Origin of the sequence: Arthrobacter sp. NPDC058127 (genome assembly GCF_042884555.1) — a bacterium.
Taxonomy (GTDB): domain Bacteria; phylum Actinomycetota; class Actinomycetes; order Actinomycetales; family Micrococcaceae; genus Arthrobacter.
The window spans coordinates 516,941-534,028 of sequence record NZ_JBHVTT010000001.1; the positions used below are offsets into that span (position 1 = coordinate 516,941).

10 protein-coding genes are annotated in these 17,088 nt (G+C 64.2%); 8 read left to right on the forward strand and 2 right to left on the reverse strand.

The window, feature by feature from the left end; genetic code table 11:
* The first annotated feature begins 46 nt into the window (after positions 1-46).
* From ACFVTG_RS02435 to ACFVTG_RS02470, 8 genes are all read left to right on the forward strand, one after another.
* Complete coding sequence (locus tag ACFVTG_RS02435; protein WP_390277650.1) at positions 47-937, forward strand: ribonuclease Z; 891 nt, start codon at positions 47-49, stop codon at positions 935-937.
* A gap of 140 nt (positions 938-1,077) precedes the next feature.
* Positions 1,078-4,191 (forward strand): PAS domain S-box protein, encoded by a 3,114-nt coding sequence (locus tag ACFVTG_RS02440; RefSeq protein WP_390277652.1) that lies wholly within the window; start codon positions 1,078-1,080, stop codon positions 4,189-4,191.
* Between the two features lie 424 nt (positions 4,192-4,615).
* Positions 4,616-5,608 carry a hypothetical protein gene (locus ACFVTG_RS02445; RefSeq protein WP_390277654.1) on the forward strand — a complete coding sequence of 331 codons (993 nt, stop codon included), beginning with the start codon at positions 4,616-4,618 and terminating at the stop codon, positions 5,606-5,608.
* Between the two features lie 275 nt (positions 5,609-5,883).
* Positions 5,884-9,087, forward strand: coding sequence for an efflux RND transporter permease subunit (locus ACFVTG_RS02450; RefSeq protein ID WP_390277656.1), 3,204 nt, complete (start codon positions 5,884-5,886; stop codon positions 9,085-9,087).
* Positions 9,084-9,548 carry a hypothetical protein gene (locus tag ACFVTG_RS02455; protein WP_284752706.1) on the forward strand — a complete coding sequence of 155 codons (465 nt, stop codon included), beginning with the start codon at positions 9,084-9,086 and terminating at the stop codon, positions 9,546-9,548. Before ACFVTG_RS02450 ends, ACFVTG_RS02455 begins: the two co-directional genes overlap by 4 nt.
* Position 9,549: 1 nt before the next feature.
* A complete protein-coding gene (locus ACFVTG_RS02460; protein ID WP_390277658.1) occupies positions 9,550-12,726 on the forward strand; it encodes an efflux RND transporter permease subunit in 3,177 nt (1,058 codons plus the stop codon).
* 82 nt (positions 12,727-12,808) lie between these two features.
* On the forward strand, positions 12,809-14,446 hold the full coding sequence (locus tag ACFVTG_RS02465; protein ID WP_390277660.1) for a DUF222 domain-containing protein: 1,638 nt from the start codon (positions 12,809-12,811) through the stop codon (positions 14,444-14,446).
* A 117-nt stretch (positions 14,447-14,563) separates the two neighbouring features.
* Positions 14,564-15,232 (forward strand): DNA alkylation repair protein, encoded by a 669-nt coding sequence (locus ACFVTG_RS02470; protein ID WP_390277662.1) that lies wholly within the window; start codon positions 14,564-14,566, stop codon positions 15,230-15,232.
* On the opposite strand, the gene ppgK is transcribed toward ACFVTG_RS02470, so the two are convergent.
* Complete coding sequence (ppgK, locus tag ACFVTG_RS02475; protein WP_390277664.1) at positions 15,201-16,013, reverse strand: polyphosphate--glucose phosphotransferase; 813 nt, start codon at positions 16,011-16,013, stop codon at positions 15,201-15,203. The two genes, ACFVTG_RS02470 and ppgK, sit on opposite strands and share 32 nt — an antisense overlap.
* Positions 16,014-16,078: 65 nt before the next feature.
* Positions 16,079-17,077: an aldo/keto reductase family protein gene (locus ACFVTG_RS02480; protein WP_390277666.1), complete on the reverse strand. Its 999-nt coding sequence runs from the start codon at positions 17,075-17,077 to the stop codon at positions 16,079-16,081.
* Between the last annotated feature and the right edge of the window lie 11 nt (positions 17,078-17,088).

Here is a 17,088-nt window from a genome sequence, read left to right on the forward strand (position 1 = left end):
CCCAAGATGATGGGTGGAGCCGCCAAGTAGTGAGACACTCGGTTCCATGCGTGAATTCGTGGTTCTCGGCACCGCCTCCCAGGTCCCTACCAGGACGCGCAACCACAACGGATACGTGCTCCATTGGGATGGCGAGGGCCTGCTCTTCGATCCGGGAGAAGGCACCCAGCGGCAAATGATCCAAGCTGGCGTCTCGGCCAGCCAGATCACGCGTATCTGCATTACCCATGTCCATGGCGACCACTGTTTCGGGCTGCCGGGCGTGCTTTCGCGCATGGCACTGGACCGGGTGGAGCATCCAATCCACTTGCACTATCCCGCGTCCGGTGAGGACATGATCCGCGCCCTCGTGGCTGTTGCGTCTCCCGGCATCGACCTTCGGCTTCATCCGCACGGCGGCGCGGGTCCTATCGCCGCGGGATTGGAGGTGCGCCCGCTGCTCCATCGAATCGAGACATACGGCTACAGGGTTGTGGAGCCCGAGGGCCGCAGCCTTCTGCCGGAGCGGCTTGCGGCGGCCGGGATTACCGGATCGGATATCAGCCTCCTGCAGCGGGACGGGAGCCTGGGCGGCGTGCGCTTGGAAGACGTGAGCGTGCCGAGGCCCGCACAGAGCTTCGCCTTCGTGATGGACACGGCGCCATGTGCGGGGGCGGAGGAACTCGCCGAGGGCGTGGACCTTCTCGTGGCTGAGTCCACTTTCAGCGACGACGACGGCGGCCTTGCGGCGCAGTACCGCCACCTCACCGCCGGGCAGGCGGGGGCGTTGGCTGCCGCCGCCGGCGCAGGCATGCTCATTCTCACCCATTTCTCGTCGCGCTACACCGACGTCGGACTGCTCGCGGAGCAGGCCCGCGCGCGGTCCGGCGAAGCTGCCGTCATGGCCGCGAACGACCTGGACCGGGTTCCCTTCCCGAAGCGGCAGCGGTGGTTGTAGTCGCCCGGAAGTACATGGCATTTTTGTGATGCTTTCGAGTCGGTTCCCGGATAATCTGTCCGTGGGGAGGGCCACACCGGCACACCCAGGCGCCCGCCGATGTGGGCGGGCTTGTCATCTATTCAGCTCTGGGGGCCGAAATGACAAACGAAAAGCAGCCGCTGGATCACGTCGGCTCTTTCAGGGGCCTGGTTGAGGCCGTACCGGACGCTTTGCTCGTAATCGACGCGGACGGTCAGATCGCGTTCGGCAATGCCTACGCAGAGCAGCTATTCGGCTATTCGCGTAGCCAGCTGCTCGGCAAGCATTATGAGTTGCTGCTTCCGGCGCGGTTCATGGGCCAAGGTGGCGCCATCCGGGACCTCTTTGCCAGTGATCCGGGAATACGCCGTGCCGGGACCGACCTGAAACTGTTCGGCCGCCACCGCGACGGCACCGAGTTTCCCATTGAGGTCAGCTTCGCTCCCCTCGGCGTCGGACCCGGCCTGCAGCTCGTCGCCTCCATCCGCGAGGTAAGTGACCGCGTTCGCGTTGACGCAGAACTCCGTGATGCGCTCTCTTTGCTCAGTGCCACCCTGGAGTCCACAGCGGACGGCATTCTGGTTGTCGGGGCAGACGGTAGCATTGCGGGTTCGAATGAACGGTTCGCTGAATTGTGGGGCATCCCCACGGATCTTATGGAGTCCCACGACGACGGCCGGCTGTTGGCTTTCGTGCTGGATCAGCTCACGGATCCCGACGGCTTCATAGGCAAAGTCCAGGAACTGTACGCCGATCCGGGGGCGGAGAGCCTGGATATGTTGGAATTCCGTGACGGGCGGACGTTTGAGCGGTATTCCCGGCCCCAACTGGTCGGGGATGAGATCGTGGGACGGGTCTGGAGTTTCCGTGACGTCACTTCCCGCCAGCGCGCACAGCACCAGGCGCGGGAGGCCCTCGCCCAAGTGGAGGGCTTGGCCGCGATCGTTGAGTCCTCGGCCGACGCGATCATCGGCATGACGCCCGAGGGCCTCATCACCAGCTGGAACCCCGGGGCGGAGAAGCTGTACGGATACACTGCGGCTGAAGCGACAGGGCAGAACGTCGGGCTCCTCGTTCCGCCCTACCTCCAGGCCGAGGACGAGGTGCTGGCCGCTGTCCTGAATGGCGGACAGGCCCGCAGCTTCGAGACCGACCGGATGCGCAAGGATGGGTCCGTCGTCCCCGTGTCCTTGACGGTCTCCCCGATCCACGGCGAACACGGGGTCATCGGAATTGCGACCATCGGGCAGGACATTACTGCCCGGCGTGCCGCTGAGGCGGAACTGTTGGGCGCCCGGGAGGCGGCCCTGGAATCGAGCAGGTTGAAGTCCGAGTTCCTCGCGACGATGAGCCATGAGATCCGTACCCCCATGAACGGAGTCATAGGGCTGACAACGCTGTTGTTGGACACACCCCTGGATGGAGCACAGCGCAAATACGCCGAAGGGGTTCAGACCGCCGCCGGAGCTTTGTTGACCTTGATTAACGACATCCTGGATTTCTCGAAGTTGGAAGCGGGGAAAATCGACCTGGACATCACCCCCTTCGATCCGCAGTTGCTGATGGAGGAAGTCGCCGGGCTCCTGGCAGAAGCAGCTCAGGGCAAGGGCCTGGAACTCATTGCGTACTGCCACCCCGATGTTCCCGCGCAGCTGGCCGGCGATGCCGGCCGGATCCGGCAGATCCTGTTGAACCTGGCTTCGAACGCCGTAAAGTTCACCGCGTCCGGTGAAGTCGCCATCAGGGTGAACATCGCGGACCAGGACGCAAGAACCGCGCTAGTGCGATTCGAGGTCAGCGACACCGGCATCGGCATCGACGCCGCGGATCATCTGCGCTTGTTCGATTCGTTCTCCCAAGCGGATGCCTCCACCACGCGTCGGTACGGTGGAACCGGGCTGGGCCTGGCCATCTGCCGGCGTCTGACGGAAGTGATGGGCGGGGAAATCGGTTTGAGCAGTACGCCCGGCGAGGGAAGCACGTTCTGGTTCTCCCTTCGATTGCCGCTGGCTAATGAACCCGGACGACTTCCCGAACCCCCGGTCCCGAGCCTACTGGCGGGTCTGCGTGTGTTGGTGGTCGACGACAATGCCACCAACAGGTTTGTGCTGGAATCGCAATTGGACACGTGGGGGCTGCGGCCGGACGCGGTAGCCGACGCACGCACGGCCCTCGATCGATCACGGACGGCAGCCGCCGCTGGCCAACCCTTCGACATTGCCGTGCTCGACATGTGCATGCCGGACATGGACGGCCTCGAGCTTGCCCACGAGCTTTCCGGCGACCCGGCCCTGCGGGGAATCCGTCTCATGATGCTGACGTCCGCGTCCCAGGTATCCAAGACCGATATGACTGATGCGGGAATCAGCGAATGGCTCACGAAACCCGTACGCGGCTCGGAACTCTACGACCGCCTGATGCGGCTCGTTGCGGGCAATGCAGCGACCGAACAGGCGTCCGCACTTGCCCGGCCCCCGAGTCCGGACACGCCTTCCAAAGGAAGGATACTTGTGGTGGAAGACAACGAGGTGAACCAACTCGTTGCCTGTGAAATGGTTGCCAAACTGGGCTACCAAGCCGAGGTGGCCGCCGATGGCGCCGAGGCTGTCTCCGCCATCGCCGCCCGCTCCTATGCGGCGGTGCTCATGGATTGCCACATGCCCGTCATGGACGGTTTCGAAGCAACCAAGCGCATTCGAGCACGGGAGAACCACTCCGCGCGGCTGCCCATCATCGCCATGACCGCCGGAGCCCAGGACGAAGACCGCGAGCGCTGCCTTTCAGCCGGCATGGATGATTACCTCAGCAAACCAGTCGATCTGGCTGCCTTGGAGGATGCCCTGAAGGCGTGGGTTCCCAGCGAGGCTGCCCCCGAAGCTGAAGCACCGGCCGTTGACCCGGGACGTCTCGCGGTACTTCGTGAACTGGGTCCGGCGGATGGGCTTGGGCTCTTGCCCGCGGCGGCCGAAGCGTTCCGGCGCGGCGTTCCCTCCGGCGTGGCTGCCCTTCATCAGGCGTTGGAAGATGGCGGCGGAGCGGAACTCGAACAGGCAGCCCACGCGCTCAAGGGTGCGGCGGCCAATATCGGGGCCACCGGCGCTGCATCCCTGTGCCAGGAATTGGAGAATCTTGGACGCAAGGACGGCGGCGAGTCCGGGGCCGAGCTGCTGACCCGGCTCCTTGCCGAGCTGGCACGGGTGGACAAGGAGTTGGAGAACGCCTTGCTTACGTAGGCCGCCCGCGTGTCCAGCCAATCATGCCTGGAAAACGAGTAGGCGGCACTCGTGCCTTAGGGCCGCGAAAGATGTTGAATTAACACAGGAACACTTCCGCGGCTTGAGATAGACCAGCCGGCCCTCCGGGACCGGCATTGGACGGGGCCGACGGCGGGAGGGCCCCTGGAGCCCGGGGCTCGGGGCTCTCTACCCCAGACGCCGCCGGCCCCCCAGCTTGCCCAAGGGAACCCGTACTCACCACTTCAGGTTTGTGCGCGGGTCTGTTCTTTTTCTGCGCCTGCCGGAGCACAATTGAGAAAAGTTGGACCGTGGGCGGTGCGGCTTGAGAACAGCGGGGCAAGTACGTGGTCTCCCCCGGGTGCCGAGCTCTCTTCGCTGTCCCAGTCCTCCTTACGTTGGCCTGTTGTGAAGGACACCGAAAATGTTCCAGCCAAGTAAGCGACTAACCGCCTGGGGTTCCACGCTCGTCCTGTTCCTGGCACTGTCCGCGGTGGCGTCGTGTTCCGGGCCAAACAGTACGCCTTCCCCGGCCACGTCAAACGGGGCACCGACAGGGCCGGCGTCGGGGTCAGCCTCGCCGACTGCGACCCCGACAGTGACCTCCGACGCCGCAGAGTACTGCGGGGCAGGGTCGGCCATCCACTATGACCGCTCCGCCTTCCAATCGACTCCGAGGATAGACAACAAGTGGTTTCCGCTGAAGCCCGGCATGCAGTACACGACGAAGGGCACGGTCAAGAGTGCCGATGGCACCTCCGAGCGCACGGTCGTCCACTCCGTGACAGGACTGACGAAGGTGATTGACGGCGTGAAGACCCTCGTAATGTGGGACCGGGACTACTTCGACGGGCAGTTGGTGGAATCCGAACTGGCCTTCTTTGCCCAGACGGCGAAGGGAGCGGTCTGGCTCTTCGGGGAGTATCCGGAAGAGTACGAGAACGGCACTTTCACCGGCGCGCCCCGCACGTTTATTAGCGGGATTTCCAAGGCCCAGGCGGGGATCGCCATGCAGGATCAACCGGTGACCGGTACCCCCGGGTACGTCCAGGCCCACGCACCCGACGTGGGATTCCTGGATTGCGGAACTGTCTTCAAGCAGCACGAGCGGGTATGCGTCCCCGCCGCATGCTATGACGATGTGCTGGTCGTCGATGAATACAATCCGCTGGAACCGTCTGTGGGCCACCAGCAAAAGCTCTATTCAGCGGGCACGGGGCTGGTGAAAGTGACAGCGGTTGGTGGTGCGGACCAAGAGTCGTTGGACCTCATCAAAGCGGAGGCGCTCGCAGACTCCAAGCTGAGTGAGATCAATCAGCAGGCACTGGAATTGGACGGGCACGCCTACCAGATCAGTGCAAGCGTTTACGGCACAACGCCCCGCGCCGAGGTTGCGACGCCGGGCTCCGGCGGCTAGTTCTTGCGTGTACCACTATCACTTGTGAAAAGATGAAAAATTCCCTGTTATTCTCCTGAGAATCCTTGCATGGAGCGTTGACCCGGGGTTTGCCCGAGGCTCATTATTGACGTACACGTCTGGGGGCGCTTTGGCACAGTTCCAAGGAGCCGCGTGGTGGACAGGTATCGGGGATCTAACTTTTTCATCAGGCACTTACGGAAAATCGATTCTGGAGTGTCTCCTCCCCGCTACGGCTTCTCCACCATCGCTCCCGCGGAACCGGGTGACCGGCCATGATGGGCACGATCCTCCGGTGGGTCCTCCAGTTCCGGTTTCTGGTCCTGGCATTGGCAGTGGGGATCCTGGGTTTCGGCTTCACGAGCCTGCCGGGCATGGCAGTGGATGCCTTCCCGGAATTCGCCCCTCCACAGGTTGAAATCCAGACCGAGGCCCTGGGGCTCTCCGCCGCGGAAGTTGAACAGCTGATCACTTCCCCCATGGAAGCGGACCTGTTGAACGGTGTGGCCTGGGTGGAAGCCATTCATTCCAAATCCGTCCCCGGCCTGTCATCCATCCAGATGGTGTTCAAACCGGGGACCGACCTTTTTCGGGCCCGCCAGCTTGTGTCCGAGCGCCTGACACAGGCGCGCGCGTTGCCGAACGTGTCTGCCGCACCGGTCCTGATGCAGCCGCTCTCATCGACGAGCCGGGTCATGATGATTCGGCTGACCTCCAAAGAGATGTCTGCCATTGACATGTCTGTCCTGGCCCGCTGGACCATGAAGCCCGGCCTCCTCGCGGTGCCCGGCGTCGCGAACGTGGCTATTTGGGGCCTCCGAGACCAGCAATTGCAGGTCCTGGTCGATCCTGAGCAACTCGAAGCCAAGGGCGTGACGCTGGACGAGGTCATTACCACCACCGGTAACGCCGTGTGGGTGTCGCCCTTGAGTTACCTTGAGGCGTCCACACCCGGCACCGGCGGCTTCCTGGAGACCGGCCACCAGCGGCTCGGAGTGCAGCACGTCCTGCCGATCACCACGCCCGAGGATCTCGGCCAAGTCAGTTTGGAGGGGCCGGCCGGAAAGCTGGTGTTGGGCGACGTCGCCCGCGTCGTGACCGATCACCAGCCGCTGATCGGCGATGCACTTTCCGGCAAGGATGCCGAACTGCTCCTGGTCATCGAGAAGTTTCCAGAGACGAACACGAGGGATGTGACCCGGGGCATCGACGAGGCGCTCCATGCCCTTCAGCCGGGCTTGTCCGGAGTCACGATCGATACCACCGTCTACCGACAGGCAGCGTTCATCCAAGAAGAGGTCGGCACAATTGGTGTCGCACTGCTTGTCTCGCTGGTCCTGATAGCCACCATGTTTGGCGCGTTCTTCCGGTCCTGGCGCACCGCGGTCATCAGCCTGGTCACGATTCCGGTCTCACTGACGGCGGCAGCTTTGGTGCTGTACCTGAGAGGCACCGGGATGAACACCATGGTCCTGGCCGGCATGGTCCTGGCCTTGGCCGTCATCGTTGGAGACGTCGCCGAAGACCTCTATGGCGCAGTCCGCGCTGGCAGGGCCGGCGTCGGGTCCGGCGTGGGGTCCGGCGCCGGGGCCGGCGTGGGGTCCGGCGTCGGGTCCGGCGCCGCGGAGTCGAGCGACACCTTGATATCGGGGTCCCTCCGGGCAGTGCGAACGCCGATTCTCTACTCTCTGCTGATCATGGCGTTGTCCGTGCTGCCCGTGTTCTTCGTGCCGGGCGAGGACGGAGCGCTTTTCGGTCCGCTGCTCCTTTCCTATCTGCTCACGCTTGCCGTCGCGATGATCGTGGCGCTGACTGTGACCGCGGCGCTGGTCTTCGTCCTGCCCGTCCGCCGGACCACTGCAAGGGAAGGACGCACCGTGGGCAGGGTCCGCAGCGGATACGGCCGTGCTTTATCCCGCGGGGCGGGAAAGGCCCGGTGGGTATTCGCTGGCGCCGCGGCCGTCGCCATCGCCGGACTTGCCCTCACGCCCCAACTGGCCACAGGCAGTCCGACAGTGCCCGTCCTGCCGGACAAGACCCTCGTGGTGCAGTGGAGTACGATCGCCGGCACATCAGACCAGGAAATGAGCCGGATCACTGATGCGGCCGCCCAAGAGCTCCGGACCCTTCCCGGAGTGGCCAATGTGGGGGGACACGTCGGGCGCGCCATCACTTCGGACCAAGTGGGTGACATCAGCGCTGGGGAGCTCTGGGTGACAGTTTCTCCGGATGCCTCCTACCGCGACACCGCAGCGGCCGTCCAGCACGTAGTAGATGGGTACCCGGGGTTGACCAGCAAAGTATCCACATACGCTCAGCAGAAGATCGAGCAGATCCGCGAGACCGCCGACGCCGGATTCACCGTCCGGGTGTACGGCCTGGATATGGCCACGCTCCGCCAGAAGGCAGATGAAGTCCGGCAGATTTTGGCCCGGACCGACGGCGTCGTCAATCCCCACGTCGACGCGCCCGCCCAACAACCCATCGTCGAGGTCCAGGTTGACCTGGCAGCGGCCCAGAAGGCGGGCGTCATCCCAGGCGATGTCAGGCGCGCGGCCGCTGCCCTGCTGCAGGGAATCGAAGTCGGCAACATCTACCAGCAACAAAAGGTCTTTTCGGTGATCGTCAAAGGAACGCCGTCGACCCGGAACAGCCTTACCAGCGTCCGCGAGCTGCTGATCGACACCCCCAGCGGCGGGCACGTACGCCTCGGCGACGTGGCGCAGGTAAACATGGTCGGGAACGAGGCGGTCATCCTCCACGATGACACCTCGCGCCGGATCGATGTGAAGGCTGAAATTCAGGGGCGCGCGCTCAACGACGTGCAGCAGGACATCGAGAAGGGCCTCCGGCAGCTCCAGTTCCCGCTCTCGTACCATGCGGAAATCCTCACCCGGTACGCAGAGCAGCAGAATAGCGCCCGGTGGCTTTGGCTACTGGCGGCGGTCGCTGCGGCCGGCATCCTCGTGCTCCTCCAGACGGCGCTTGGAAGCTGGCGGCTAGGCGCGATGGTCTTCCTGGGCCTTATTGCGGCGCTCTCGGGCGGGGTTCTCACTGCCCAAATGACCGGCGGAGTCAACTCCTTGGTCTCGCTTCCTGCCTTCTCCGCCGTACTGGGTATCGCCGTGCGTGGTTCCATCCTGCTGATACGGCACGCCCAAAGCTTGCGGACCGAGGCCGGCGCGGCCTACGGGCCCGCGCTCGTCGTCCGAAGCGCGCGGGATCGGTTGATGCCCGTACTGATGTCGGCCCTGATGACGGCTCTTGCACTGCTCCCGCTCGCGCTCTTCGGCGGCGTGGTCGGAACTGAAATCATCCAACCGCTCGCCGTCATTATCTGGGGCGGGCTACTGACCACGACTCCTTTCCTGCTATTTGTCTTGCCCGCACTTTTGCTTCGATTCGGACCGGAGCGGGCGCCCAGGACCGCAACCCGGAACGATTCGCTGCTCCGGGCGCAGAACGAGGGTGCATCATGAAAAAGTTAGCTTCCCAGCAGGGCCGCGGCACGAAGGTCCTCATCGCCCTGGTGGTCGCCGCGTTCATGACGCTATCGTTGCCGGCCTGCTCCCAGCCGCAAGCCGAAGCCGTGCCTGGCGCGGATGCCCCTGCGACCATGGAAGAAGTCCCGGGGACGGACCTGCACCGCATCACCCTGACGGAACGCGCCGTCGAACGTCTTGGGCTAAAGACAGGGATGGCGGCGTCCGGTCCGCAGGGGAAGCTCACCGTCCCCTACGGGGCGATCCTGTACGACAGCCAGGGCAGGACCTGGGTGTACACGAATCCGGAGCCCCGAGTGTATGTCCGCCAGGCGGTCAACATCGAGCGCATCGCCGGCGAAGCCGCCCTGCTGAAAGAGGGTCCGCCTGTCGGCACGGAGGTGGTAACGCTGGGGGCCGAAGAACTGTTCGGCGAGGAATTCGATACGGCCCACTGAGATGCGTTGGATCATAGGCATCAGCCTCAAATTCAGGACCGTGGTTGTTGCACTGGCCTGCGCGGTGATGCTGTTGGGCTCTGTGCAGTTGAGCTCAGCGTCCATCGATGTCTTTCCGGAGTTCGCGCCCCCGCGCGTGGAGATCCAGACTGCCTGCCTGGGCCTGACCGCGCAGGAAGTGGAAGAGCTGGTAAGCGTCCCGATCGAGGCTTCGCTGAGCGGCATGCCCGGCCTGGATGAGCTGCGCTCCAAATCCGTGCCCCAGCTGTCCTCGATCGTACTTGTCTTCAAGCAGGGTACCGATCTGCTGAACGCCCGCCAGCTGGTCTCGGAGCGGATGGCGGCGGTGACCTCTGCACTGCCCACCTGGGCGGCTCCGCCGGTCATGCTGCAGCCCCTGTCCTCGACGAGCCGCGTCATGAAGATCGGCATGACCTCCTCGAACCGGTCCCTGATCGAGATGTCCATGCTCTCCTACTGGACGATCCGCGCCCGGTTGCTCCGCGTACCCGGGGTGGCCAACGTCGCCATCTGGGGTGAGCGGCTCCAAATGCTGCAGGTCCAGGTGCAGCCGGACCGGCTCAAGGCTGAAAACGTTTCGCTCAACGAGGTCATGGAAGTCACCGCCGGCGCCGTGGACGCCGGGCTGCTGAAGTACTCTCCCGGCCGGTTCATCGGCACGGGCGGCTTCATCGACAGTCCGAACCAGAGAATGGGCGTCCGGCATGTCCAGGCGGTCTCCAGCCCCGCGGACTTGGCGCAGGTCACCATCAGGGAAAAGGACGGCGTCGCGCTTCATTTGGGCGACGTTGCCAAGGTCGTGGAGGACCACCAGCCGCTCATCGGCGATGCGGTCATCAACAACGGGCACGGGCTCATGCTCATCGTCGAAAAACTCCCTTGGGGCAACACGCTCGACGTGACGAAGGGAGTTGAGGATGCCCTCCGCCAGCTCCAGCCGGGATTGAGTGGAATCACTTTCGACACCACCATCTTCCGTCCGGCGAGCTTCATCGAAGAGGCGATTTCCAACCTCAGCCTCGCGCTGCTCCTGGGCTGCCTGCTGGTGGTCATGATCCTCGGCGCCTTCCTCTTCCAGTGGCGCACCGCGCTGATCAGTCTCGTGGCCATTCCGCTCTCCCTGCTGACGGCGGCGCTCGTGCTGTACTTCACGGCCAGCTCCATCAACACGATGGTCCTGGCGGGGCTGGTCATCGCGGTGGGTGTCGTCGTCGACGACGCGATCATCGACGTCGAAAACATCATGCGCAGGCTCAGGCAACACCGGGCCGTGGGCAGCGAGGAATCAACGGCGTCGGTGGTGCTCCGGGCCTCCCTGGAAATGCGAAGTCCGATTGTCTACGCGACGTTGATCATCGTCGTCGCGGCCCTTCCCATCTTCTTCCTCGACGGACTGACCGGTGTCTTCTTCCGGCCGCTCGCCGTTTCCTATACCTTGGCCGTCCTCGCCTCGATGCTGGTCGCGCTGACGGTGACCCCTGCGCTGGCCCTGATTCTGCTCGGCAACGCGAAACTGGAGCAGCGCGATCCTCCCCTGGTCCGGGTGCTCAAACGCGGATACCACGCCGCCTTGTCCCGGACCATGAATCGGCCCCGCTACGGCTACGCCGGTTTCGGCGCCATCGCACTGGTGGGTCTGGCGATCGCTCCCCTGCTGGGCCAGTCCTTGTTCCCCACCTTCAAGGAACGGGACTTTCTGATGCACTGGGTCTCGGAGCCCGGAACATCTGCGGCGGAGGAATACCGCATCTCACAGCGGGGCTGCGAGGAGCTCCTCAAGGTGCCCGGAGTCCTGAACTGCGGAACACACATTGGCCAGGCGTTCACCGCAGACGAGATCGTCGGCGTCAACGCCGGGGAAAACTGGATCAGCATCGACCGCCACGCCGACTACGAAAAAACGGTGGCCGCTGTCCAGGAGGTCGTCGACGGCTATCCGGGCCTGCACCGTGACGTCCAGACCTACCTGAAAGAGAGAATCGAAGAGGTCCTGACCGGCGCCAGCGAACCAATCCTGGTCCGGGTCTACGGCGATGACCTCAACGTGCTTCGGGACCAGGCCCAGAAGATCAAATCCATCCTTGACCACATCCAGGGCACCAATGAACCCCACGTTTCCCTGGAAGTCGAGGTGCCACAGATTACGGTCAAGGTGGACCTAGCCGCCGCCCAGAAGTATGGGCTGAAACCCGGCGATGTCAGGCGGGCAGCCGCGACGCTCGTCGCCGGGGAAGAGGTCGGCGATGTCTTCCGGGACGGACGTGCCTATGACGTCCAGGTTTGGAGCACTCCGGAGACCCGCGCCAGCGTCACCAGCATTGAAGACTTGCCGCTCGACACCCCCAGCGGACAGCGAGTCCGGCTGGCCGACGTCGCCGCTGTCAGTGTGCAAGCGACACCCAACCTCATTGACCGCACGAACGGTTCCCGCAGAGTCGAGGTCGGCTCCTTTATCGAAAAGGACGCGGACCTCGGGACCGTTGTCCGCACGCTACAGGAACGCCTCGAAGAGATGAACCTGCCGCCGGGTTACAGCGTCCAGCTCCTCGGCGAGTACACGGAACGCCAGGCGGCCACCGAACGCCTGACGATCTTCGCCGTGGCTGCCCTTGCCCTGATCTTCCTGTTCCTGCAAGCATCGTTCCGGAGCTGGCGGCTGGCCCTACTCGCACTGCTGACGCTTCCCATAGCCCTCGTCGGCGGAGTTTTCGCAGCCTACATCACCGGAGGGGTCCTGTCCCTAGGGTCACTCGTCGGGTTCCTCACGGTGATGGGCATCGCGGCGCGTAACGGGATCCTGCTCATCAGCCACTGCCAGCATCTGGAAAGGAACGAGGATGAAGCCTTCGGCCGCGCCCTCGTGTTGCGCGGAGCTGCGGAACGGCTTTCCCCGATCCTCATGACCACCTTGGCTACCGGACTTGCCCTCGTACCCTTGGTGGTCATGGGCAATATCCCGGGCCACGAAATCGAACATCCCATGGCCGTGGTCATTCTGGGCGGACTTGTCACATCCACACTGCTCAATTTGTTCATTGTTCCTTCGCTCTACCTCCGCTTCGCAAAAGCAGGGTCCCGTGATTCACGGGAGGCTCTCACGTTCCCTTTCCGGAGATTCAGGCGAATGGTTCCTTCCCGAGCGCAGGAACCTAGCTAGCCGAGTGCATCTCGCGTTCGTCTGGCCTCGTGCCCGTCGGCGGCGGGACTAAATTGTCGGTGCCTCCTGCGATGCTGTGGGTATGGATGGAAGGACAGCGTGGAGTGCGGAGAGCAGCGCGGCCGTGGAGGCCGTTGCCGCGTCCGTCGCCGTGCTTGCCGCTTTCACCCGCGCCGCCGGTTCTTCCGAGACCGCCGATCCGCTCCGGGATCTGGCGGATGAGTGCCTGGACGGCCTCGCCGAAGTGGCCCGGCTGGAAGCCCGGACCGCCGCCCTGAAAGCGCAGCTGGCCGCGGACTACGCCCACGCGGCCAGGGCCCTCGCGCCACCGGCACCCTCACCGCAGGAGTCCACCGCCCAGGAGCTCTCCCTGATCGCCGAGGTGGCCTGCGTCCTGACCATCAGCGAACGAACCGCCGGCACCCTGCTCGCCGAAGCCCGGTCCCTCACGACCGGGCTGCCACTGACCCTGAAGGCCCTGCAGTCCGGGACGATCTCCTGGCAACACGCCCGGATCATCATCGACGAAACCAGCGCCCTGGGGCCCGCCGCAACGGCCGCCTTGGAAGCACACTTCCTGGACCCCGGAGCACCCAACCCCGCCCGCGGCTGCCCCGCCGGGGACCTCGTCCCCTCCCGCTTCCGCACCAAGGCACGCATCTGGCGCGAACGCCACCACCCCGTCAGCATCGAAGAACGCCACACTAAAAGCGCCCAGGACCGGCGGGTCGAATACCTCCCGGACCGCGACGGCATGGCCTGGCTCTCCGCCTACCTCCCCGCAGCCACCGCCGCAGGGATCTGGGAACGGAGCACCGCCGCAGCCCGCACCCTCCAAGGCCCCCACGAAACCCGGACCCTCGCCCAACTCCGCGCCGACATCACCGCCACCTGGCTCCTCACCAACACCGGCTCCGCGACGGTCGACGGCGGACTGCCCGACGGCGGCACGGGGCTGAGCGGCACGGTCGCCGGAGGCGTGGAACCGGGCACGGCGGGACGTGTCCCGTCCCCGAGGGCGCAGGTCCTGGTCACCGTCCCGGTCCTGTCCCTCCTGGGCGCCACCGACGAACCGGCCGTGCTCGACGGGTACGGGCCGATCCCGCCCTCCATGGCCCGGGCACTGGTCGCCGAGGGCGCCGAGTCCTTCCACCGGGTCCTGACCGACCCCCGGGACGGGGCCCCGCTGGAAATCGGACGCACCAGCTACCGCCTCACCAAAGCCCAGCGCCAATGGCTCCGGCTCCGCGACGGCAAATGCCCCTTCCCCGGCTGCAACAACCACTCCCTGGACAACGAAGCAGACCACCTCCTGGCCTGGGCCCACGGAGGCACCACCGGCATCACCAACCTCGGCCAACCCTGCCCCAAACACCACCGCCTCAAACACCGCACCGCATGGACCCCCACCCCCGCCGGCAAAAACAGTCCACCCGGGTGGACCTCACCCTCACACCGGCACTACCCCAGCGAACACCAGGACTGGGAACCACCCCACTGGCCACACCACACCCCGACCGGCCAGGAACCCGAACCGGAACTGCCCCCGGACCCCTTCCCCGACTGGCACACCTTCACAGCCGCACACCCATGGCCCGACCCCGACCCCGACGCCGACGCCGACGCCGACGCCGACGACATGGACGATCCAGGCTGGCCCGGCGAGCCAGCTCTCCCGAACGACCCCTTCCCGGAATGCGCCGCGTACCACGCCACATGACCGGGTGGGAGTCCAGGGGGGACACCGGGCAGCCGTCTCCGAACGCCTTCGTGACGGCGCTGCACCGCCACGCCTGCTAGTAAGCTCAACCCCACAAGTGATGAACAGGAGGCTGCGGTGACCGAGACGACGGTGGATGAACTGGTTGCCGAGCTGGCCGCGCTCGAGGACCCGAGAGCCCGCGAAGTGAACGAGAAGCACGGTGACGATCACGGTGTGAACCTCGGCAAACTGCGCGCGCTCGCGAAGCGGTTGAAGACGCAGCAGGAACTCTCACACCAGCTCTGGGCGACGGAAGACACGGCGGCCAGACTGCTCGCGATCCTGATCTGCCGCCCGAAGTCGTTCCAGCGCGATGAGCTGGACCACATGATGCGCCAGGCGCGCACTCCGAAAGTTCACGACTGGCTCGTCAACTACGTGGTGAAGAAGAACCCGCACTGCGAGGAGCTGCGCCTTGCCTGGTTCGCCGATCCGGATCCAGTGGTCGCGAGTGCCGGCTGGGCACTGACCACTGAACGCGCGGCAAAGAATCCCGAGGGCCTGGACCTTCCAGGACTGCTCGACGTCATCGAGGCCGAAATGAAGGACGCCCCGGACCGCCTGCAATGGGCCATGAACCACTGCCTGGCCCAGATCGGGATCGAACATGCCGATTACCGCGCCCGCGCCATCGACATCGGTGAGCGCCTGGGTGTGCTCAAGGATTACCCGACTCCCCCGAACTGCACGTCTCCGTTCGCGCCCATCTGGATCACTGAAATGGTGCGCCGACAGAGCGATTAGTAGGCGTGGTTGATGCTGCCTGAATGCTGGCGCCCACGATGCCGGCATCATTCCTGAGCTTCGCCGGGACCACTGGAGTCCTCAACGTGAGGAGAGGCAAGTATTCGTCGGTTCTTTGAGAGATCCCTCCACCCAAAATGATGAGTTCGGGCGAGAACATGAACTCGAGTTCAGAAAGGTAGCGTTGCAAGCGAACGCTGTATTCTTGCCAGCCCAATCCGTCGCGCTCACGGGCGACGGCGGATGCCCTGGTTTCAGCGTCGTAACCATCGATGGAAATGTGACCGAGCTCTACATTGGGCACGACGTTTCCGTCGAAAATCAGGGCTGATCCGATCCCCGTGCCCAAGGTAATGACCAAAATGGTGCCGCGGGTTCCCCCGCCGGCGCCGTAGCGGGCTTCCGCGAGTCCTGCGGCGTCGGCGTCGTTCACGACGGCGACCGGCCGCCGAATGCGATCCGAGAAATGGGAGCCGATGTCGAAATCGATGAAGGTCCTGTCCATATTTGCCGCAGATCGGGACATGCCGTGCTGGACGATGCCCGGAAAGGTTACGCCAACGGTTGAATCAAGTCCCGCTTCACTACCTGCGGCGAGTTCGTCAACGAGCTGCCGGACAACGTCTCCTACAGACTCTGGATCCGCTGGTCGGGGCGTGGCTAGACGAACGCAGTTTCCCAGGATTTCGCCCATTTCGAGGTTGACGATTCCGCCCTTGACGCCGGTTCCACCGATGTCAATGCCAATGAAATGACCCGCACTTGTCATGTTTTCAGCCATGTTGGTCCGATTCTTTGATCTGTTAAAGGGCGGCAGCTTGTTATCGCTGCCGCCCCTAGTGGTGCTCAAGCCCTGCTGTGGCAGCTATCGACCTTGCGAGGGTCGCGTTCGATGACGGGTTCGAGGATTTCATCGATCTCCTTCAGGAGTGCGTCCTCCAGCGTTAGCCCGGCGGCCTTTGCGTTTTCCTTGATCTGCTCTGGCTTCGAGGCTCCGACGACGGCGGTAGATACATTCGGGTTCTGAAGCACCCATGCCAGGGCGAGGGTTCCTAGCGGAATCCCCACGCTTGCTGCCAAGGGCTGAAGGCGCTGGACCCTGGTGAGAACGTCATCGCCGAGCCACCTAGCCATCGTGTCTTTGCCTCCGTTTTGGTCGGTGGCGCGGGAACCGGCCGGGGCGCCCTTTCCAGGTGGATATTTGCCGGTCAGCACTCCTTGGGCAAGAGGCGACCACACGATCTGGCCTATCCCGAGCTCTTCGCTGGCCGGGATGATTTCTGGTTCAACAACCCTCCACAGCATGTTGTACTGGGGTTGATTGGAGACCAGCTCGATATTGAGCTCCTTGGCCAGCGCAGCTGCTGACCGGATCTCATCCACCGTCCACTCCGAGACGCCGATGTAGTGGGCTTTCCCGGCGCGCACGATGTCAGCAAACGCCTGCATCGTTTCCTCAAGGGGTGTTTCGTAGTCAAACCGGTGGGCTTGGTACAGGTCTACGTAGTCGGTTTTGAGCCTGCGGAGACTTCCATGGATAGCTTCCATGATGTGCTTCCGAGAGAGTCCGCGATCGTTCTTTCCGGGCCCTGTCGGGAAATACACCTTGGTGAGGATCTCCACGCTTTCGCGGCGAACGCCGGAAAGCGCTAGACCGAGGGCGGCTTCTGCACGCGTCTCGGCGTACGCATCAGCGGTATCGAAGGTGCTGATGCCGGCGTCGAGCGCAGCATGCACGCACTGCGCTGCGGTGTCGTCCTCAATTTGCGATCCGTGCGTTAGCCAGTTGCCATACGCGATCTCGCTGACATACATGCCGCTTCGGCCAAGTCTTCTGTATTCCAAGGATTTCCTTC